The 22,138-nt window shown below is 42.6% G+C and carries 16 protein-coding genes; all 16 read left to right on the top strand.

What is annotated here, in order from left to right; translation table 11 throughout:
- A partial coding sequence (locus BKK50_RS12400) for a YadA family autotransporter adhesin (RefSeq protein ID WP_208606185.1) occupies positions 1 to 1,611 on the top strand: 1,611 nt, incomplete at its 5' end.
- A gap of 252 nt (positions 1,612 to 1,863) precedes the next feature.
- Positions 1,864 to 3,792 carry an ABC transporter ATP-binding protein gene (locus BKK50_RS00390; protein WP_077414218.1) on the top strand — a complete coding sequence of 643 codons (1,929 nt, stop codon included), beginning with the start codon at positions 1,864 to 1,866 and terminating at the stop codon, positions 3,790 to 3,792.
- Between the two features lie 2 nt (positions 3,793 to 3,794).
- Entirely contained in the window at positions 3,795 to 4,337 is a 543-nt protein-coding gene (locus tag BKK50_RS00385) for a DNA topoisomerase family protein (protein ID WP_077414215.1), read from the top strand.
- Positions 4,334 to 4,885 carry an L-threonylcarbamoyladenylate synthase type 1 TsaC gene (gene tsaC, locus BKK50_RS00380; RefSeq protein WP_077414213.1) on the top strand — a complete coding sequence of 184 codons (552 nt, stop codon included), beginning with the start codon at positions 4,334 to 4,336 and terminating at the stop codon, positions 4,883 to 4,885. Before BKK50_RS00385 ends, tsaC begins: the two co-directional genes overlap by 4 nt.
- A 3-nt stretch (positions 4,886 to 4,888) precedes the next feature.
- Entirely contained in the window at positions 4,889 to 5,707 is an 819-nt protein-coding gene (gene aroE / locus BKK50_RS00375; protein WP_077414210.1) for a shikimate dehydrogenase, read from the top strand.
- Positions 5,704 to 6,252 carry a DNA-3-methyladenine glycosylase I gene (locus BKK50_RS00370; protein ID WP_077414208.1) on the top strand — a complete coding sequence of 183 codons (549 nt, stop codon included), beginning with the start codon at positions 5,704 to 5,706 and terminating at the stop codon, positions 6,250 to 6,252. Before aroE ends, BKK50_RS00370 begins: the two co-directional genes overlap by 4 nt.
- A gap of 45 nt (positions 6,253 to 6,297) precedes the next feature.
- Entirely contained in the window at positions 6,298 to 8,640 is a 2,343-nt protein-coding gene (lptD, locus tag BKK50_RS00365; RefSeq protein ID WP_077414206.1) for an LPS assembly protein LptD, read from the top strand.
- A gap of 189 nt (positions 8,641 to 8,829) precedes the next feature.
- On the top strand, positions 8,830 to 9,498 hold the full coding sequence (locus BKK50_RS00360) for a CsgG/HfaB family protein (RefSeq protein ID WP_077414221.1): 669 nt from the start codon (positions 8,830 to 8,832) through the stop codon (positions 9,496 to 9,498).
- Between the two features lie 14 nt (positions 9,499 to 9,512).
- A complete protein-coding gene (locus tag BKK50_RS00355) occupies positions 9,513 to 9,872 on the top strand; it encodes a DUF4810 domain-containing protein (protein WP_143529714.1) in 360 nt (119 codons plus the stop codon).
- Positions 9,872 to 10,534, top strand: a complete 663-nt coding sequence (locus BKK50_RS00350; protein WP_077414200.1) for a DUF799 domain-containing protein — start codon at positions 9,872 to 9,874, stop codon at positions 10,532 to 10,534. Before BKK50_RS00355 ends, BKK50_RS00350 begins: the two co-directional genes overlap by 1 nt.
- A gap of 105 nt (positions 10,535 to 10,639) precedes the next feature.
- Positions 10,640 to 11,386 (top strand): MlaA family lipoprotein, encoded by a 747-nt coding sequence (locus BKK50_RS00345; RefSeq protein WP_077414197.1) that lies wholly within the window; start codon positions 10,640 to 10,642, stop codon positions 11,384 to 11,386.
- Positions 11,387 to 11,452: 66 nt separating this feature from the next.
- The gene (locus BKK50_RS00340) at positions 11,453 to 11,842 is read left to right on the top strand and encodes a RidA family protein (protein WP_077414194.1); all 390 of its coding nucleotides are present in this window, start codon (positions 11,453 to 11,455) and stop codon (positions 11,840 to 11,842) included.
- A 286-nt stretch (positions 11,843 to 12,128) separates the two neighbouring features.
- A complete protein-coding gene (gene rplJ / locus BKK50_RS00335) occupies positions 12,129 to 12,620 on the top strand; it encodes a 50S ribosomal protein L10 (protein WP_077414192.1) in 492 nt (163 codons plus the stop codon).
- 54 nt (positions 12,621 to 12,674) lie between these two features.
- The gene (rplL, locus tag BKK50_RS00330; protein ID WP_077414190.1) at positions 12,675 to 13,046 is read left to right on the top strand and encodes a 50S ribosomal protein L7/L12; all 372 of its coding nucleotides are present in this window, start codon (positions 12,675 to 12,677) and stop codon (positions 13,044 to 13,046) included.
- A 379-nt stretch (positions 13,047 to 13,425) separates the two neighbouring features.
- A complete protein-coding gene (gene rpoB, locus BKK50_RS00325) occupies positions 13,426 to 17,454 on the top strand; it encodes a DNA-directed RNA polymerase subunit beta (RefSeq protein ID WP_077414188.1) in 4,029 nt (1,342 codons plus the stop codon).
- 254 nt (positions 17,455 to 17,708) lie between these two features.
- Positions 17,709 to 21,977, top strand: coding sequence for a DNA-directed RNA polymerase subunit beta' (rpoC, locus tag BKK50_RS00320; RefSeq protein ID WP_077414186.1), 4,269 nt, complete (start codon positions 17,709 to 17,711; stop codon positions 21,975 to 21,977).
- Positions 21,978 to 22,138: the final 161 nt, after the last annotated feature.

The following is a 22,138-nucleotide window of genomic DNA, read 5'->3' as shown; positions in this document are numbered from 1 at the left end:
CTGAATCAGTTAAATGCGAGCACAGCGGCGTCAAAAACCGAGGTTGAAGCCGGTAAAAATGTTACTGTAACGAATACTATAGGTTCAAACGGTCAAAATATTTACACGGTCAATGCTGAAAAATCAGAGGTGAAAGGTTCTGATAGCGTAAAAGTGACGACAACCCGTGATGAGGCAAACTTTACGACGACTTACAATATTGATTTGTCTGATGATATTAAGCAACAGATCAATAAAGAAGAAAGCGTAAGTGCAGGAGATAACAATCTGAAAGTTGTTACAAATGGTACAAATGCATCGGGGGGTAAAAACTTTGAAGTTAGTTTGAATAAAGATCTTGATCTCACTAAAGATGGCAGTGTGACGATTGGTAATACTACTGTAAATAATGATGGTATAACCATTAAGGATGGTCCATCGATCACCAACAAGGGCATTGATGCCGGTAATAAAGTGATTACCGGTGTTGAAGATGGGTTTATTGGTCCGAATAGTAAAGAGGCGATCAATGGTGGTCAGCTCTATAATGCTATTGTTGATGTGACCAATAACACAGGCTTTAACCTTGCAACGAATGGTACGGATGCGGCAACCGATAAACGTATTAGCAACAATGATACTTTTAATTTAAATCAAGGAAATAATATCGTTGTGAAACAGATCGACAACGGCTATGAAATCTCAACTGGTAATAATTTAGTTATCGGTGAGAAAGGTGAAAATGGCAAAGATGGTGTTGATGGTACGATCGGTGTGAACGGTAAGGATGGTTCATCCGTTGTTATCAATGGTAAAGATGGTTCAATTGGCTTAACAGGTCCTAAAGGCGCTGATGGTAAAGATGGGGTCTCAGCTAACATCAGTGTCAAAGAGGGTAGCAAAGGTTTAGACGGTAATGATGGTAAAGATGGCGAAAGTAAAACCCGCATTGTTTACGAAAAACCAAATGGTCAGACCGAAGAAATTGCAACCTTAAATGACGGCTTAGAATTTATGGGTGATAGTGGTACGGTTTCTAAACAGAAACTCAATACACGTGTCAATGTTGTAGGCGGTCAAACTGATGAACGTAAATTATCTGATCAACCAAATATTGGCGTTGTTTCCGATGGTAAGGGGACATTGAGCGTAAGATTGGCGAGAGATGTCAATCTTGGTAAAGATGGTAGCCTAACAATTGGTGACACCACCATTAATAATGATGGATTAAGCATCAAAGATGGTCCATCTATTACGAATAATGGTATTGATGCCGGTAATAAAGTGATCAGCAATGTGGTCAATGGTGTGAAAGGCACTGATGCCGTGAATATGAACCAATTAAACCAAGTTCGCGGTGATATTTATAATGTCAATAATCGCGTTGACAAGTTAGATAAACGCGTTCGTGGAATTGGGGCTAATGCCGCTGCTGCGGCTTCATTACCACAGGTAATGCTACCGGGTAAATCAATGGTTGCAGCCGCTACCGGAGGATATAGTGGCGCTTCAGCGGTTGCGATTGGTTACTCAAGAGCGAGTGATAGCGGGAAGGTTATCTTGAAATTAACCGGTACGGCTAACTCTGAGGGTCATTACTCCGGTGGTGTTGGGGTAGGTTATCAATGGTAATATTCACTTGGTAAAACCATTAAGCTGTATTGACTTAATAAAACATCATTAATTTAATCTGCACCTCGTTGGTTCAACCCAACAATTGGGGTGCAGATTTTTTTATTGTTTATAGATTTGGAGATTGTATTCAGTATAATTTGCACTTTATCTCAAGTGAGGCATACTTTCCTTTCTGTTAAATCAAAACAAATTTTGTGTTTTTCCTACAATGTTGCAAAATAGCCGAAATTTAAAACATTCCTTAGAAAAATGATTGTATTAAGTAATATTTCCTTAAAACGTGGGCAAACGGAATTGCTTGAAAATGCCACAGCGACCATCAATCCAAAACAAAAAGTCGGGTTGGTGGGGAAGAATGGTTGTGGCAAATCCTCTTTATTTGCGTTATTGAAAAAAGAGCTTCAGCCTGAAGGGGGAGAGGTCACTTACCCATCGAATTGGGCGGTATCTTGGGTGAATCAGGAAACCCCGGCATTGGAGATCTCTGCATTGGATTATGTGATTCAAGGGGATCGTGAATATTGCCGTTTGCAGGCAGAATTAGAGAAAGCCAATGAATGTAATGACGGCAACGCCATTGCACGAATTCACGACAGGCTTGATGCGATCAATGCGTGGACGATTCAATCACGGGCGGAAACATTGTTGCATGGTTTGGGATTTACCCAGGCAGAAACCCAACATACGGTAAAATCGTTCTCGGGCGGTTGGCGGATGAGGTTGAATTTGGCACAGGCGTTGCTTTGTCCTTCAGATTTGTTGTTGCTTGATGAACCGACTAACCATTTAGATTTGGATGCGGTGATTTGGCTGGAGCGTTGGTTGGTGAATTATCAAGGCACATTAGTGTTAATTTCTCACGACCGTGATTTTCTTGATCCTATCGTGACGAAGATTTTGCATATAGAACATCAAAAGATTAACGAATATACGGGGGATTATTCCTCTTTTGAGCGGCAACGAGCCACTAAACTCGCTCAACAAGCGGCGATGTATCGTCATCAGCAACAAAAAATCGCCCATTTACAATGCTATATTGATCGTTTTAAAGCCAAAGCCACCAAAGCAAAACAGGCGCAAAGTCGTGTAAAAGCTTTAGAGCGAATGGAACTTATTGCCCCGGCGTATGCGGATAATCCTTTCACCTTTGCTTTTCGTCCGCCCATTTCCTTGCCTAACCCTTTGGTGATGATTGAACAGGCCTGTGCAGGTTATGGTGAGGGGGAAAGTGCGGTTGAAATTTTAAGTAAAATTAAACTTAATCTTGTGCCGGGTTCCCGTATTGGGTTATTGGGTCAAAATGGGGCAGGAAAATCCACTTTGATTAAACTGTTGGCACAAGAACTTAGCCCGCTTTCAGGTACGGTGCAGCTCGCCAAAGGAGTGCAGTTGGGTTATTTTGCCCAACATCAATTGGATACCCTCCGTGCTGAAGAATCCGCCCTGTGGCATATGCAAAAACTTGCACCGGAGCAAACAGAACAACAGGTGCGTGATTATCTGGGGAGCTTCGCTTTTCACGGTGATAAGGTAAATCAGCCGGTTTCTTCCTTTTCCGGTGGTGAAAAAGCCCGTTTGGTGTTGGCATTGATTGTCTGGCAACGCCCGAATTTGCTGTTGTTAGATGAACCGACAAACCATTTGGATCTTGATATGCGTCAAGCCTTAACGGAAGCTTTGGTAGACTATGAGGGATCCTTGGTAGTGGTCTCGCACGACCGCCATTTGCTACGCAATACGGTGGAAGAATTTTACTTGGTGCATGATAAACAAGTAGAAGAATTCAAAGGGGATTTAGAGGATTATCAAAAATGGCTTATGGAGCAGAATAGCCCATCTTCGGCAAAATCTGCGGAAGAAAATAGGTTATCGGAAAATATCAATTCCAGTCAAAATCGTAAAGAGCAAAAACGCCGAGAGGCGGAATTACGCCAACAAACCGCCCCTCTTCGTAAAAAGATCACGCAGTTAGAAGAAAAAATAAATACTTTGAGCGAACAACTGGCGGAAATTGAACAGCATTTGGCGGACTCTGCGCTTTATCATACAGAAAATAAAGAAAAACTGACCGCACTTTTGGCGCAACAAGTGGAAACGAAAAAAGCCTTGGAAGCCGTAGAAGCCGATTGGATGGAAGGCCAAGAGAAACTGGAAGAAATGATATTAAATGCGGAGTGATTATGAACTCATCTCTTTTTCATCACACCAAACAAGAAGAACATTGCCCGAAATGTGGGTCGATTTTGCAAATGAAACAAGGCAAAAAAGGATTGTTTTTGGGGTGTAGCGCCTATCCGCAATGTGATTATTTACGCCCTTTGCAGCGAGTAGAGCATAAGGTATTGAAAACCCTTGAGGAAACCTGTCCGCAATGTGGTGATTTGTTGGCATTGAAACAAGGGGCATTTGGGATGTTTATTGGTTGTTGTGCTTATCCACAATGTGATTTTGTGGTACATGAAGAACAAAAAATAGAGGCACGAATTCCTTGCCCTGAATGTGGGAAAGGGCATTTGGTGACCCGCCGTGGGCGACAAGGCAAAACATTTTATGGTTGCAACAGCTTTCCCCATTGTAAATTCTCTTTACCCTCCACCCCCTATGAAATGCCTTGCCCGCAATGCGGTTTTCCCCTTGCTTTATTAAAAAATGAAAGTGAAACAGGCCAACATATGCAATGCGCTAATAAAACCTGTCGCCATAGTTTTGAGATAGCCAAATGACGTTACAACAAATTACCCACTATTTATTACAGGATCAGGTGGTCGCTTACCCGACAGAAGCCGTATTTGGTTTGGGGTGTAATCCGTTCAGTGAAAGCGCGGTCAAAAAATTGCTTGATTTAAAACAACGTCCGGTGGAAAAAGGGCTGATTTTGATTGCGCCAACGATCAATTTTTTATTCCCTTTTATCGATATTGATACCTTAGATGAAAGCCAACTGTCGAAATTAAAGACACATTATGATCGCCCGATTACTTGGGTGGTGCCGGTAAAATCGAATGTGCCTGCTTTCCTTACCGGAAAATTTAACCGTATTGCCGTGCGTATCAGCGATCATCCGGCTGTACGGGCGTTATGTGAAACCACGGGCTTTGCGTTAACCTCAACCAGTGCAAATTTAACGGGCGCCTCCCCTTGTAGAACCGCAGAAGAAGTGCGGTCACAATTTGGTGGGGATTTTCCTGTACTCGATTTGCCGGTAGGAAATGCACAAAATCCCTCAGAAATTCGTGATTTGATCACTCACCAACTTTTTAGACAAGGATAATGTATGGATTATTATGCGGTATGGGGCAATCCCATTGCACAAAGTTTATCACCGTTGATTCAAGGAAAATTTGCAGAGCAAACCCAACAAAAAATGCACTATGAGGCAAAGTTAGGTGATGTGGAAACCTTTGAGCAACAACTTGCTATATTTTTCTCACAGGGCGCAAAAGGCGCTAATGTGACCGCACCTTTTAAAGCACGAGCCTATCAACTTGCCGATGAACACAGTGAGCGGGCAAAGTTGGCACAGGCTTGTAATACGCTAAAAAAATTAGAGGACGGCAGGCTTTATGCGGATAATACGGACGGCATCGGGTTAGTCACGGATTTGCAACGTTTAAATTGGATAAAACCCCATCAGCGTATTTTAATTTTAGGGGCAGGCGGTGCCACTCAAGGGGTATTATTGCCTTTGTTACAAGCTCAACAAAATATTGTGCTAGCCAACCGCACTTTGGCAAAGGCGGAACGCTTGGCTGAAACATTCCAACCTTATGGTGAGGTTCAAGCGGTGGCGATGGATAACATTCCCGATCAATCTTATGATGTGGTGATTAATGCGACTTCGGCGGGGTTGAGTGGAAATACTGCCCCCGTTTCGGCAGCTATTCTCAAATTGGGGAATGCTTTTTACGATATGCAATATGCGAAAGGTTCGGATACGCCTTTTATCACTCACTGTAAAAGCCTAGGGTTGATGGAGGTCAGTGATGGATTAGGGATGCTGGTGGCACAAGCGGCACATTCATTCCATTTATGGCGTGGTGTGATGCCGGATTTTGCCACCGTTTATAAGGAACTGAAAAAGGAGATGCAATGATAAGGTGTCCGTGGACAGGGGATTTACCTATTTACATTGCCTATCATGATAATGAATGGGGTAAACCGGAATTTGATAGCCGAAAATTATTTGAAAAAATCTGTTTGGAAGGGCAACAAGCAGGATTGTCTTGGATTACTGTGTTGAAAAAACGTGAGGCATATCGCCAAGCATTTCATCAATTTGATCCGAAAAAAGTGGCAAAAATGACCGCACTTGATCTTGATGCCTGTATGCAAAATGCAGGGCTGATTCGCCACCGAGCGAAATTAGAGGCCATTGTTAAAAACGCTCAGGCCTATTTAGCCATGGAAAAGTGCGGTGAAAATTTTAGTGATTTTATTTGGTCGTTTGTCAATCATCAGCCTATCGTCAATGATGTGCCGGATGTCTCTGCGATACCGACTAAAACCGATCTCTCCAAAGCGATGTCAAAAGCCTTAAAGAAACGAGGCTTTGTCTTTGTTGGGGAAACCACTTGCTATGCTTTTATGCAATCAATGGGCTTAGTGAACGACCATATAAATGGTTGTTGTTGTAAATGATATTCCAGTATAATCGGCTCAATTTCATCAATGATACATTGAATTATGAATAAAAAATATACTTTCATTTCTCTTTCTATTTTGACCGCACTTTATAGCCAAACAAGCTTGGCGGATTTGCATACGCAATGTTTGGTGGGCGTGCCCAAATTTTCCGGTGAGGTCGTGTCTGGGGATCCAAATGATCTACCTGTTTATATTGAAGCGGATGATGCGGAAATTAATCAGCCGACAAGTGCCATTTACAAAGGGAATGCGGATCTCAAGCAAGGAAATCGCCATTTGCTTGCCGATTCGGTGGAAGTCAAACAAATCGGTGAGGGAACGGCATTACAACGTTTTGCCTATGTACGAGGCGGGTTTGATTATAAAGACGAGCAAATCAATCTGTTAGGGCAAAATGCCGATTTTAATTTGGATTCCAAAGACGGTCATGTATCGGATGCTGATTATCAGCTGGTAGGACGCCAAGGGCGGGGTAAAGCACAGGAAATTGAATTGCGTAATGCTATTCGGGTAATGAAAAATGCCACCTTTACGTCCTGTTTGCCAAACGATAATGCGTGGGCGGTCGATGCCTCAGAAATTCGTCAGTATATTAAAGAAGAATATGCGGAAATGTGGCATGCCCGCTTTAAAGTACAGGGTGTTCCGGTATTTTATACGCCATATTTGCAACTCCCTATCGGTAATCGCCGCCGTTCCGGTTTATTAATCCCAAGTGCAGGAAGCTCAAGCCGTGATGGGTATTGGTATTCTCAACCGATTTATTGGAATATCGCACCGAATTATGATGCGACCATCACGCCGAAATATATGTCACACCGTGGGTGGCAATTAAACGGTGAATTTCGTTATTTAACGCCCCTTGGTGAAGGTAAAATTGCCGGTGAGTATTTAGGGCGTGATCGTTATGATGAGTACTATGGAGAGAACCGCAAACGCCATCTTTTTTATTGGAATCACAATTCCGCTTTCCTTGAAAACTGGCGTTTGAATATTGACTATACACGTGTCAGCGATAAGCGCTATTTTACTGATTTTACCTCTGATTACGGTAGCAGCACGGACGGTTATGCCAACCAATATGCCCGTATTGCCTACTATCAACCTCACTACAATTTCGCCATTTCAGCCCGCCAATTCCAAATTTTTGATGAGGTAGATATCGGGCCTTATCGTGCATTGCCACAAATTGATTTTAACTATTATAAAAATGATTTAGCGAACGGTTGGTTAGACTTCAAATTATTCTCACAGGCGGTGCGTTTTGATAACGACAGTAGCCTTATGCCGACTGCATGGCGTTTTCATATCGAGCCAAGTTTAGCTACAGCAATGTCGAATAAATACGGCAGCTTGAATATTGAAACCAAACTTTATGCCACCCATTATCAGCAGAAAAAAGGAAAAGGTGACGGTGCGGAAGAGGTGGAAAAACGGGTAAATCGGGTTATTCCACAAATTAAAGTGGATTTACAAACGGTTTTGGCTCGAGATACCACATTCTTAAAAGATTATACGCAAACTTTTGAACCACGCGCTCAGTATTTGTATCGTCCGTATCGTAATCAAAGCAATATCGGCTCAAGCCGTACCAATGATTACTTAGGCTATGGTTATGATTCTTCACTGGTTCAGCAAGACTACTATTCTTTATTCCGTGATCGCCGTTACAGCGGGCTAGACCGTATTGCTTCGGCAAACCAAGTCACGCTTGGCGGCACAACCCGTTTTTATGACAGACATTCAATGGAACGGTTTAATTTCTCTGCCGGACAAACGTATTACTTAACGGATTCCCGCATTGACAGTAATCCGGCAAATAGTACACAACGTTCTTCTTCCTCTTGGGCGTTGGAGTCAAACTGGAAAATCAATGATAATTGGAACTGGCACGGTAGCTATCAATATGATACCCAGTTGAAGAAAACCTCATTGGCTAACACCAGCATTGAATATAATCCGGAAAGAAATAATTTAATTCAATTCAATTATCGCTATGCAAGCCAAGCTTATATCGACCAAAATTTAGGGCGATCAGCCAATGCTTATAACCAAGATATTAAACAATTGGGCTTAGTTGCAGCTTGGGAAGTGACGGATAATTGGGCGGTGGTCGGAAAATATTATCAAGACTTAGCGCTGAAAAAAACGGTAGAACAATACTTTGGCGTACAATATAACAGCTGCTGTTGGGCGGTGGGGGTTGGCGCAAGACGCTATGTGACCAGCCGACCAAATCAAGATCCGGATGAGGTGGTGTATGATAATAGCATCGGTGTCACCTTTGAATTACGAGGCTTGGGGACAAATGATCACCAAAGCGGCATTCAAGATATGTTGGAAAAAGGTAAGTTGCCGTATATTAAGGCCTACAGTTTATAAGCATAGCAATGCCACTGAAACGTGGCATTTTGTTTATCTCCAAAGTGCGGTTGAAAATGAGAGTATTTTTAACCGCACTTTTCCTAGGAGATACTCAATTGTGGTGGTAATAACTGATTGAATTGAAGGGGAATTATCAGTAAGATGGGGACGGATTTTATATTTATTGACTTAGGAGGAACCAAAATTATGAAAAAAATACCTATTATTGCCCTTGCAATGGGTGCTTTAGTTCTTGCGGGTTGTGCAACTGAAGGCTCTCGCAGTGTTCAGACTCAGACGGTTGAAAGTTATAATACGGCGTATAGTGGCGTGAAAACCCCGATTAGTGTCGGTAAGTTTGATAACCGTTCAAGCTATAACAATGGTATTTTTGCAGACGGTCAAGATCAATTAGGCGGTCAGGCTAAAACGATTTTGGTGTCTCATTTACAACAAACTGGTCGCTTTAGTGTGTTAGATCGTACAAATCTCTCAGAAACTGCGGCAGAAGCTAAGATCAAAGGTAAAAAGCAAACCCTAAAAGGTGCAAATTATGTCATTACCGGTGATGTGACGGAGTTCGGTCGTAAAGTGGTGGGTGATCACCAGTTGTTTGGTATTTTAGGTAAAGGCAAAGAGCAAGTCGCCTATGCTAAAGTCGCTTTAAATGTTGTGAATGCACAAACCTCAGAGGTGGTTTATTCTGTACAAGGTGCCGGTGAATATAGCCTCTCTAATCGTGAAATTATTGGTTTTGGTGGGACAGCCGGATATGATTCGACCTTAAATGGTAAAGTGCTCGATCTTGCCATTCGTGAGGCGGTGAATAAATTAGTTGGTGGTGTGGAATCCGGTCATTGGCAACCGGCGAAATAGTGAGGGTGAAGGAAATGAAAATATATTATAAAGCAGGTATCTTGGCTTCTGTGCTATTTCTTACTGCTTGTGGAAGCAATAATCAAATCTATAATTGGGGAGGGGGAGCGTATTCGACTTCTCTCTATCAATCTCTTACCCAAGAGGGTGATCCTCAAGCGCAGTTAAAAGCGTTAGAAGAAATTGCTCAAGATTCAACTAAAGGCAAAAAAGTTCCACCGGGTTTATATGCACAAATGGGCTTGCTTTACAGCCAATTAGGCGATACGGCAAAAGCGGCAGATGCGTTTAATATGGAAACACAGTTATTCCCTGAATCGAAATCTTATATCCAATTTTTATTGACAAAAGGAATGAGAGGAGAGAAAAAATAATGAAAAAATTGATAGCAATTTCCGTTTTATTCGGTAGCTTAGTATTAACTGCCTGTTCATCGCCAACTTCTTATGATTATTCAGCGTTTAAAGAGAGTAAACCCCGCTCGATTTTAGTGATGATGCCGACCGATATGACGAATGAGGTGAAAGCCGCACCGGCGGTGCTTGCACAATCGGTTACTCCACTTGCTGAGGCGGGATATTATGTTTTCCCTGTTGCTTTAGTGAATGAAACCTTTAAATATAATGGTTTAACTCAAGCACAAGAAATCCAAAATGTAAAAATCGCAAAATTACAGGAAATCTTTAATGCTGATGCTGGGCTTTACCTTAATGTGAAAGAATATGGCGTGAATTATCAAGTATTTAATAGCGTAACCAAGGTAGCTGTTGAAGGTAAATTAATTGATTTACGCAATGGTAAAACCTTATGGGAAGGTGAAGCGGAAGTGCAAGATGATGGGGGGCGTGTTAGCACGGGCAATCCATTAGTTGATTTGCTTGCAGTTGCGGTAAAACAGGTCGCTAACCAAGTAGCGGATAATGGTTATAATGTAGCGGGTTTAGCCGATGCAAAGCTACTTCAAGTTGGGGTGAATAAGGGATTATTATATGGACCTTACCATCCGCATTATGGAAAAGATCCACAAATAAAATAATCATGAAAGAGCGACTTTATAAGTCGCTTTTTTATGTTTATAGCTTGTATTATGCACTTTCTAAGTTAGAATAACGCCAATTTTTCTCAAGGCTGAATGATTTAAATGAAAAAGCAAGCAATTTTAACCGCACTTTTTAGTGCAATCGTGTTGAGTGGTTGTGCCACAAAAGCCAATGGTGAACGCAACGATCCGATGGAAGGATTTAATCGCACAATGTGGGATTTTAATTACAACGTGGTGGATCGTTATGTGTTAGAACCCGCAGCGAAAGGTTGGCGTGATTATGTGCCGACACCGATTACCAAAGGGCTAACCAATGTGGCGAATAATTTGGATGAACCGGTGAGCTTTGTGAATCGTATGATTGAGGGGGAACCGAAAAAGGCTTTTGTGCATTTTAACCGCTTTTGGATTAACACCGTGTTTGGTTTAGGTGGGTTATTTGATTTTGCCAGTGCAAGCAAAGAGTTGCAGGTTTACGAACAACGGGGATTTGGTGAAACATTAGGCAGTTATGGGGTGGATGCCGGGGCTTATATGGTGTTGCCTTTGTATAATGCCACCACACCTCGTCAGTTAACCGGTGCCATTGTGGATGCTGCCTATATGTATCCTTTTTGGGAATGGGTGGCAGGTAACCCCATTTCATTGGTTAAATATGGTGTCCAAGTGATCGACACCCGGGCGAAGAATTTAGATAACGCCGAATTGTTAAATCAAGCGCAAGACCCTTATATCACCTTCCGTGAAGCCTATTACCAAAATTTAGACTTTAAGGTGAATGATGGAAAAGTAAAAGAAAGCTCACAAAAAGAACTTTCTGATGATGTCTTAAAAGAGATTGATTAATAAAATTGATGAATAAAAGTGCGGTTGATTTAACTGCATTTTTCTCTAAAAGAAGGATAAATGACGATGACAAAAATTATTCATACAGAAAAAGCCCCGGCCGCAATTGGTCCTTATGTGCAAGCGGTTGATTTAGGGAATTTAGTCCTCACTTCGGGTCAAATTCCGGTGAATCCTGCAACAGGCGAAGTACCGAGCAATATTGTGGCACAAGCCCGTCAATCTTTAGAAAACGTCAAAGCGATTGTGGAACAAGCCGGTTTAACGGTGGCAGATATTGTCAAAACGACCGTATTTGTAAAAGATTTAAATGATTTTGCCGTGGTGAATGCGGAATATGAGCGTTTCTTTAAAGAGAATCATCACCCTAATTTCCCGGCACGTTCCTGTGTGGAAGTGGCGCGTCTACCAAAAGATGTAGGTTTGGAAATTGAAGCCATTGCCGTGAGAAAATAACAAAAAGTGCGGTTAAAATTCGCCGTATTTTTCAACAATAGACTTTACAAGGTGCGGTTTTAGCTCTATAATCCCGCACCTATTTACGCCAAGTGCGTGAGATTTCTGGTTGGTGCTTGACCTATTCAAGCCCCGTCCAAGACCGTAGGGGAGCAATCTTAATCATCCTACGTAGATGGTGTACAGAATAAGAATTTTTCTTGCTTCTGGGCACCGAAGTCGTCCTAATCTTAGATTAGGTAAATTAATTCCGAGAAATCGGAGTGTATTCAGGAGCTAAAAGCCAATGGCATTAAATCTTCAAGACAAACAAGCAATTGTTGCTGAAGTAAATGAAGCAGCCAAAGGTGCACTTTCAGCAGTGATTGCGGATTCTCGCGGTGTCACTGTTGATAAAATGACTGAATTACGTAAATCAGCTCGTGAAGCGGGTGTTACAATGCGTGTGGTGCGTAATACTTTATTACGCCGTGCGGTTGAAGGCACTGATTACGAATGCTTGAAAGATACGTTTGTAGGTCCAACACTTATCGCATTCTCTAACGAACACCCGGGCGCAGCGGCTCGTTTGTTCAAAGAGTTTGCTAAAGCAAACGATAAGTTTGAAATTAAAGGTGCAGCCTTTGAAGGTAAGATCCAAGATGTTGAATTCTTAGCAACACTACCAACTTACGAAGAAGCAATTGCACGTTTAATGGGCACAATGAAAGAAGCGGCGGCAGGCAAACTTGCTCGCACTTTTGCGGCATTACGCGACAAATTACAAGAAGCAGCTTAATTATCAAGCGTTTCTTACTTCATTTAACTTTATTTATTTTAGGAATTGATTGTTATGTCATTAACTAACGAACAAATCATTGAAGCGATTGCTTCTAAAACTGTAACTGAAATCGTTGAATTAATTGCAGCGATGGAAGAGAAATTCGGTGTTTCAGCAGCGGCAGCAGTAGCGGCAGCACCGGCAGGTGGTGCAGCAGCGGCAGCAGAAGAAAAAACTGAATTTGATGTCGTTCTTGCTGAAGCGGGTGCAAACAAAGTAGCTGTAATTAAAGCAGTACGTGGTGCAACCGGTTTAGGCTTAAAAGAAGCAAAAGACTTAGTTGAGTCTGCACCTGCAGCGTTAAAAGAAGGCATCTCTAAAGAAGAAGCTGAAGCGCTTAAGAAAGAATTAGAAGAAGCTGGTGCAAAAGTAGAAATCAAATAATTGTTGATTTACTAATGCCCTGTTTCTCAGGCTTAATGGCTGGTGGTTTACCATCAGCCATTTTGTGCTATCAAAATAAGCACAAAAAACAGATAATCATTTTCCGTTTAATCTTATCTGTTTCCACTCAAGTTAATAATAGACGTTTTAATTTGAGTAACCCACTACAGAAGTAAGGTTCAGAGTGCGGTTCCTGAAACGGTGTCTATACCTTGATATAAGCTAAACTCGGTCAAAATTATTCGTAAATCACTAACGTGGTTTACTCACTCCTTCGGAGCCGTTGGCAGAGCCAACGTTCAAAAAACGTTGTTTTTTGTGACCGCACTTTTCTTATGTCAACTCAGTCTCACTAAAATTGATAGAGGAAAACCAACCAATGGGTCTCTCCTATTCTGAGAAAAAACGAATTCGTAAAGACTTCGGCAAACGTCCGCAAGTTTTAAATGTCCCTTATTTATTAACTATTCAATTAGATTCGTTTGATAAATTTATTCAAAAAGATCCTGAAGGTCAGCAAGGCTTAGAAGCCGCTTTCCGTTCAGTTTTCCCCATTGTTAGTAACAATGGTTATACCGAATTACAATATGTTGATTACCGTTTAGAAGAACCGGAATTTGATGTGCGTGAATGCCAAATCCGTGGTTCAACTTATGCAGCGGGTTTACGTGTTAAATTACGTCTTGTCAGCTACGATAAAGAATCTTCTTCACGTGCTGTCAAAGATATTAAAGAAAATGAAGTGTATATGGGGGAAATCCCATTGATGACGGATAACGGTACCTTTGTTATTAACGGTACTGAGCGTGTTATCGTTTCACAATTGCATCGTAGCCCGGGTGTATTTTTCGATTCTGATAAAGGTAAAACCCATTCATCCGGTAAAGTGCTCTATAACGCACGTATCATTCCTTATCGTGGTTCCTGGTTGGATTTTGAATTTGATCCGAAAGATAATCTTTACGCACGTATTGACCGCCGCCGTAAATTACCGGCAACCATTATTCTTCGCGCATTAGGCTACACCACCGAAGAAATCTTAAATTTATTCTTCGACAAAGTGACCTTTGAAATCGCCGACAATAAATTATTAATGACCCTTATACCTAAGCGTTTGCGTGGTGAAACCGCTTCATTTGATATTGAAGCGAATGGGAAAGTTTATGTTGAACGTGGTCGCAGTATTAATGCCCGCCATATTAAAGCGTTAGAAAAAGATAATGTTACGCAAGTTGTCGTGCCGACCGAATATATCGTGGGTAAAGTGGCTGCGAAAGATTATGTCGATTTGGAATCCGGTGAGATTATTTGTCCGGCAAACGGTGAAATTTCGTTAGAAATTTTAGCGAAATTAGCGCAAGCAGGCTATAACGTTATTGAAACCCTGTTCACCAATGACTTGGATTACGGTCCATATATTTCCGAGACTTTGCGTGTTGATCCGACTTACGATAAAACCAGTGCACTTTACGAAATCTATCGTATGATGCGTCCTGGCGAGCCACCAACACCGGAGTCCTCAGAAGCCTTATTCCATAACTTATTTTTCTCCGCAGAACGTTATGATTTATCTGCAGTAGGTCGTATGAAATTCAACCGCTCTTTAGGTATTCCTGAGGGGGTGGGCAGTGGTATTTTAAGTCATGAAGATATCATTGCGGTGATGCGTAAACTCATTGATATCCGTAACGGTCGTGGTGAAGTGGATGATATTGATCATTTAGGTAACCGCCGTATCCGTTCCGTAGGTGAAATGGCGGAAAACCAATTCCGCATTGGTCTGGTGCGTGTAGAAAGAGCGGTCAAAGAACGCTTATCTTTAGGCGATTTAGATGCGATCACGCCACAAGATTTAATTAATCCAAAACCAATTTCTGCGGCAGTGAAAGAATTCTTTGGTTCTTCACAACTTTCGCAATTTATGGATCAAAACAACCCACTATCGGAAGTAACCCATAAACGTCGTATTTCTGCATTAGGTCCGGGTGGGTTAACTCGTGAACGTGCCGGATTTGAAGTGCGTGACGTGCATAACACCCACTATGGTCGTTTATGTCCAATCGAAACGCCTGAAGGTCCGAACATTGGTTTGATTAACTCGCTTTCTGCCTTTGCCCGTACTAATGATTACGGTTTCTTAGAAACCCCATATCGTAAAGTTATTGATGGTCAGGTCACAGAAGAAATTGAGTATTTATCCGCCATTGATGAAGCGAATTATATTATTGCTCAGGCAAACTCAAACCTAGACGAGAACAATCGCTTTACCGATGCCTTTGTTACAGCGCGTGGTGAGCGTGGGGAGTCCGGTTTGTATAAACCTGAAGATATCCACTATATGGACGTTTCTACCCAACAAGTGGTGTCTGTTGCTGCTGCATTGATCCCATTCCTTGAACATGATGATGCGAACCGTGCATTGATGGGGGCAAACATGCAACGTCAAGCTGTTCCAACATTACGTGCCGATAAGCCGTTAGTGGGAACAGGCATGGAAAAACCGATTGCCCTTGACTCCGGCGTGGCTGTGGTGGCGAAACGTGGTGGTATCGTTCAATATGTGGATGCTTCACGTATCGTGATTAAAGTGAATGAAGATGAAACCCTTGCGGGCGAAGCAGGGATTGATATTTATAATTTAATCAAATACACCCGTTCTAACCAAAATACCTGTATTAACCAAATTCCTTGTGTGAATTTAGGCGATCCAATTAATCGTGGAGAAGTCTTGGCTGATGGTCCTTCAACCGATCTAGGGGAGTTGGCGTTAGGTCAAAATATTCGCGTGGCATTTATGCCGTGGAATGGTTATAACTTTGAAGACTCTATGTTAGTGTCTGAGCGTGTGGTTCAACAAGATCGTTTTACCACCATTCACATTCAAGAACTTTCTTGTGTGGCTCGTGATACCAAATTAGGTGCAGAAGAAATCACTGCAGATATTCCAAATGTGGGTGAATCGGCACTCAGCAAATTAGATGAATCCGGTATCGTTTATGTGGGCGCAGAAGTAAAAGGTGGCGATATCTTAGTGGGTAAAGTGACACCGAAAGGTGAAACCCAATTAACGCCGGAAGAAAAATTGTTACGTGCAATTTTCGGTGAAAAAGCCTCTGATGTGAAAGATTCTTCATTGCGTGTACCAAATAGCGTAAGCGGTACGGTTATTGACGTACAGGTCTTCACCCGTGATGGCGTGGAAAAAGACAAACGTGCGCTAGAAATTGAAGAAATGCAGTTAAAAGAAGCGAAAAAAGACCTTTCCGATGAATTGGAGATCTTAGAGGCAGGTCTATTTGCGCGTGTTCGCAATCTTCTTATTTCAGGTGGCGTGGATGAAGCACAATTAGATAAATTGGCTCGCACCAAATGGTTAGAACAAACCATTGCTGATGAAGAAAAACAAAACCAATTAGAGCAGCTCGCAGAGCAATATGAAGAGCTTCGCAAAGAGTTTGAACTCAAACTGGAAGTGAAACGCAAGAAAATCATCAAAGGGGATGATCTTGCGCCAGGCGTATTAAAAGTGGTGAAAGTTTACCTTGCGGTGAAACGCCAAATCCAACCGGGTGATAAAATGGCGGGTCGTCACGGTAACAAAGGGGTTATCTCAAAAATTAACCCTGTTGAAGATATGCCATACGATGAAAACGGCCAACCGGTTGAAATCGTATTAAACCCACTGGGCGTACCGTCCCGTATGAATATCGGTCAGATCCTTGAAACCCACTTAGGTTTAGCGGCAAAAGGTATTGGTGATCAAATCAATGCGATGCTTAAACAAAAACAAGAAGTGGAAAAATTACGCAGTTATATGCAAAAAGCCTATGATTTAGGACAAGGTTCACAAAAGGTGGATTTAAGCACCTTCACTGATGAAGAAGTGTTACGTTTAGCAGACAACTTGCGTAAAGGTTTACCGGTTGCGACCCCGGTGTTTGATGGTGCGGATGAAACGGAAATCAAAGAGTTGTTAAAACTCGGCGGTTTACCAACTTCCGGTCAGATCACCTTATATGATGGACGTACCGGTGAAAAATTTGAGCGTCCGGTCACCGTGGGCTATATGTATATGCTCAAATTGAATCACTTGGTTGACGACAAAATGCATGCTCGTTCAACGGGTTCTTATAGTCTTGTTACACAACAACCATTGGGTGGTAAAGCACAATTCGGTGGTCAACGTTTCGGTGAGATGGAGGTATGGGCGCTTGAAGCTTATGGCGCAGCTTATACCTTACAAGAAATGCTCACAGTGAAGTCCGATGATGTGAATGGTCGTACGAAGATGTATAAAAACATCGTCAGCGGCAACCAACAAATGGATCCGGGTACACCGGAATCTTTCAACGTGATTATGAAAGAAATCCGTTCGCTTGGTTTAAATATCGAGTTAGACGAAGAGTAATCAATGGTACTCAATGAGCATTGATGAATATATTTAAATGATGTTATCCCTTGGCTCCACCCGTTTACGGGGGGAGCTGCCGAAGGCTGAGGGGGGGAATTTTTAGCCCCCTTCCGCCCTTCGGGCACCTTCCCCCGCAAAGCAGGGGAAGGCAAGATACAACAGCATAAAACTTGAAATCGCCGAAGTGCGGTCAAAATTCTCGCTAATTTTTAACCGCACTTTAAACCTTTAACTCCGACAGGAGAACATTTGTGAAAGACTTAGTTAAGTTTTTAAAAGCACAATCAAAAACCAGTGAAGATTTTGATGTGATTAAAATTGGGTTAGCCTCACCGGATATGATCCGTTCTTGGTCATTTGGTGAAGTGAAAAAGCCTGAAACCATTAACTACCGTACGTTTAAACCTGAACGTGATGGTCTTTTCTGCGCACGCATCTTCGGGCCGGTAAAAGATTATGAATGTTTATGTGGTAAATATAAACGTTTAAAACACCGTGGTGTGATTTGTGAAAAATGTGGCGTTGAAGTGACACAAACCAAAGTGCGTCGTGAACGTATGGGGCACATTGAATTGGCTTCACCGGTGGCACATATTTGGTTCTTAAAATCCCTTCCGTCCCGTATCGGCTTATTATTGGATATGCCGTTACGTGATATCGAGCGTGTCCTTTATTTTGAAATGTACATTGTGACCGAACCAGGTATGACGGATTTAGAACGTGGTCAATTATTAACGGAAGAGCAATATCTTGATGCAGAAGATCGTTGGCAAGATGAATTTGAAGCCAAAATGGGCGCAGAAGCGATCCAAGATCTGTTAAAAGGTATGGATCTTGATGTGGAATGTGAAAAGTTGCGTGAAGAGTTACAAGAAACCAATTCTGAAACCAAACGTAAGAAAATCACTAAACGCTTAAAATTGTTGGAAGCATTTGTGCAATCCGGTAATAAACCGGAGTGGATGGTCATGACCGTATTACCGGTACTTCCACCGGATTTACGTCCGTTAGTACCACTTGATGGTGGTCGTTTTGCTACCTCTGATTTGAACGATTTATACCGCCGTGTCATCAACCGTAACAACCGTTTAAAACGCTTATTGGATTTGATTGCACCGGATATTATCGTACGCAACGAAAAACGGATGCTACAAGAATCCGTTGATGCCTTATTGGATAACGGTCGCCGTGGCCGTGCGATTACCGGTTCTAACCGCCGTCCGTTAAAATCTTTAGCGGATATGATTAAAGGTAAACAAGGTCGTTTCCGTCAAAACTTATTGGGTAAACGTGTTGACTACTCCGGTCGTTCCGTAATCACCGTAGGGCCATATTTGCACTTATATCAATGTGGTTTACCAAAGAAAATGGCATTGGAATTATTCCGTCCGTTTATCTATGCGAAATTAGAAAGCCGTGGTTATGCGACAACAATCAAAGCGGCGAAGAAAATGGTTGAGCGTGAAGATGCCATCGTTTGGGATATTCTTGCGGAAGTGATCCGTGAACACCCAATTCTACTAAACCGTGCGCCAACACTTCACCGTTTAGGTATTCAAGCCTTTGAACCAATCTTAATTGAAGGTAAAGCGATTCAATTACACCCACTCGTTTGTGCAGCATTTAATGCGGACTTCGATGGTGACCAAATGGCGGTTCACGTTCCATTAACCCTCGAGGCACAATTAGAAGCCCGTGCGTTGATGATGTCTACCAACAACGTGCTTTCACCGGCAAACGGTGAGCCGATTATCGTTCCGTCACAAGACGTGGTGTTGGGTCTTTACTATATGACCCGTGACAAAGTAAACGGTAAAGGCGAAGGCATGTTATTGCAAGACCCAAGAGAGGCGGAAAAGGCTTATCGTACCGGTCAGGCTGAATTACATTCTCGTGTCAAAGTGCGTATTACCGAATATGTGAAAAATGAAGCCGGTGAGTTTGAAACCAAAACTACACTTACCGACACCACTATTGGTCGTGCCATTTTATGGATGATCGCACCGAAAGGAATGCCATATTCATTATTCAACCAAACCTTAGGTAAAAAAGCCATTTCAAAACTGATTAATGAAGCTTATCGCCGTTTGGGTTTGAAAGAATCAGTGATGTTTGCTGACCAAATTATGTATACCGGTTTTGCTTATGCGGCCCGTTCCGGTTCATCAGTTGGTATTGATGATATGGTGATCCCGGAGATGAAATACGAAATTATTTCTGCGGCGGAAGCAGAAGTGGCGGAAATTCAAGAACAATTTCAATCTTCTCTTGTGACGGCAGGTGAACGCTATAACAAAGTCATCGATATTTGGACTGCAGCAAATGAACGTGTTGCCAAGGCGATGATGGAAAACTTGTCGCAAGAAGAAGTGATTAACCGTGAAGGTAAACCGGAAAAACAAGCTTCCTTTAACAGCATCTTTATGATGGCGGATTCCGGTGCGCGGGGGTCTGCGGCTCAGATTCGCCAGCTTGCGGGTATGCGTGGTTTGATGGCGCGTCCGGACGGTTCGATCATTGAAACGCCAATCACCGCTAACTTCCGTGAAGGCTTGAACGTACTTCAGTACTTTATTTCCACCCACGGTGCGCGTAAAGGTTTGGCAGATACCGCATTGAAAACAGCGAACTCCGGTTATTTGACCCGCCGTTTGGTCGATGTAGCGCAAGACTTGGTGATTGTAGAGGACGACTGCGGCACTCACGAAGGCTTGGTGATGACTCCATTAATTGAAGGGGGCGATGAAAAAGTGCCACTTCGTGAGTTAGTGCTAGGGCGTGTGGTAGCGGAAGATGTTTATAAACCGGGTACAGAAGATGTGCTCATTGCCCGTAATACCTTATTAGATGAAAAACTCTGTGATGTATTAGATGAAAACTCTGTGGACAGCGTGAAAGTTCGCTCGGTGGTGACTTGTGATACCGATTATGGTGTCTGTGCGAAATGTTACGGTCGTGATCTTGCTCGTGGTCATCTCATCAACCAAGGTGAAGCAGTGGGGGTTATTGCTGCACAATCGATTGGTGAGCCAGGCACACAGTTAACCATGCGTACCTTCCATATCGGTGGTGCAGCATCGGCAGCAGTAAAAGAATCAAGTGTTCAGGTAAACTTTACTGGTACGTTACATTTAGCAAATGCTAAATTTGTTACCAATGATGAAGGTAAATTGGTGTTAACTTCCCGTAATACTGAATTAACGGTGACGGATGCCTTTGGTCGTACCAAAGAACACTATAAAGTACCTTATGGTGCGGTGTTAAGTAAAGGTGATGGTCAGGAAGTGACTGCCGGGGAAACCGTAGCAAACTGGGAACCACACACTATGCCGGTTATCTCTGAAGTGGCCGGTTTTGTTAAATTCGTGGATATTGTGGACGGTTTAACGGTAACACATAAATATGATGAACTAACAGGATTATCTTCCATAGTGGTACAAGATGTGGGTGAACGTGTAACGGCAGGTAAAGATTTACGCCCAACCATCAAATTAGTTGATGAAAAAGGAAATGACATCTTCTTACCTGAAACCGATGTGATTGCCCAATACTTCCTACCGGGTAAAGCTATCGTCAGCTTAGACGATGGTGCGGCAGTGAAAGTGGGTGAACCATTGGCGCGTATTCCACAAGAATCGGTAGGAACCAAGGATATTACCGGTGGTCTTCCACGCGTGGCAGACTTATTCGAAGCCCGTAAGCCAAAAGAGCCGGCGATCTTGGCAGAAATTTCAGGTATCGTTTCTTTCGGTAAAGAAACCAAAGGTAAACGCCGCTTGTTGATTACCCCAACCGAAGGTGAAGTTTATGAAGAGATGATTCCAAAATGGCGTCAGCTCAACGTATTTGAAGGTGAAATGGTACAACGTGGTGATGTGATTTCTGATGGTGCGGAAACACCACATGATATTTTACGTTTACGCGGCGTGCGTGCGGTGACCGAATATATCGTCAATGAAGTGCAAGATGTTTACCGCTTACAAGGGGTAAAAATCAATGATAAGCACATCGAAGTCATTGTTCGTCAAATGTTGCGTAAAGCGGTGATCACAAAAGCTTACGATTCCGAATTCCTCGAAGGGGAGCAAGTGGAAGTGGCTCGTGTGAAAATCGTCAACCGTAAACGTGAAGCAGAAGGCAAACCATTGGTGGAATTCGAACGTGAATTATTGGGTATCACCAAAGCCTCTCTTGCAACGGAATCCTTCATCTCGGCGGCATCGTTCCAAGAAACCACACGTGTGCTTACCGAAGCGGCTGTGGCAGGTAAACGTGACGAATTACGTGGCTTGAAAGAAAACGTGATCGTGGGTCGTTTAATCCCGGCTGGTACCGGTTTTGCCTATCACCAAAACCGCATTAAAAACCGCCAAAAAGCAGCGGAACTCGCGGTGGAAGCGATTGAACAACCTGTTTCAGCTTTCGCAAGCGATGCGGATATCGAAGCGGAATTTGAGTTTATCGCTGACGATGCCACGCAAAACCTTGCGGCATTATTAAATTCTGAAATGGAAGATTAATTTTGCAGATAGATTAAAGAAAAAGCCCCGAAAGGGGCTTTTTTTATTGGGGATAATAGGGATAATTACTTAGCGATGAGGAGCAAAAGTGCGGTCATTTTTACTAAATTTTACGGTATTATGCAGCAGTTGCACAACATTACTTTTTTGTTATCTTGTAG

It is taken from the genome of Rodentibacter rarus (assembly GCF_001998965.1).
Classification (GTDB): Bacteria; Pseudomonadota; Gammaproteobacteria; order Enterobacterales; family Pasteurellaceae; genus Rodentibacter; species Rodentibacter rarus.
This window is presented reverse-complemented; position numbering and strand designations above follow the sequence as displayed.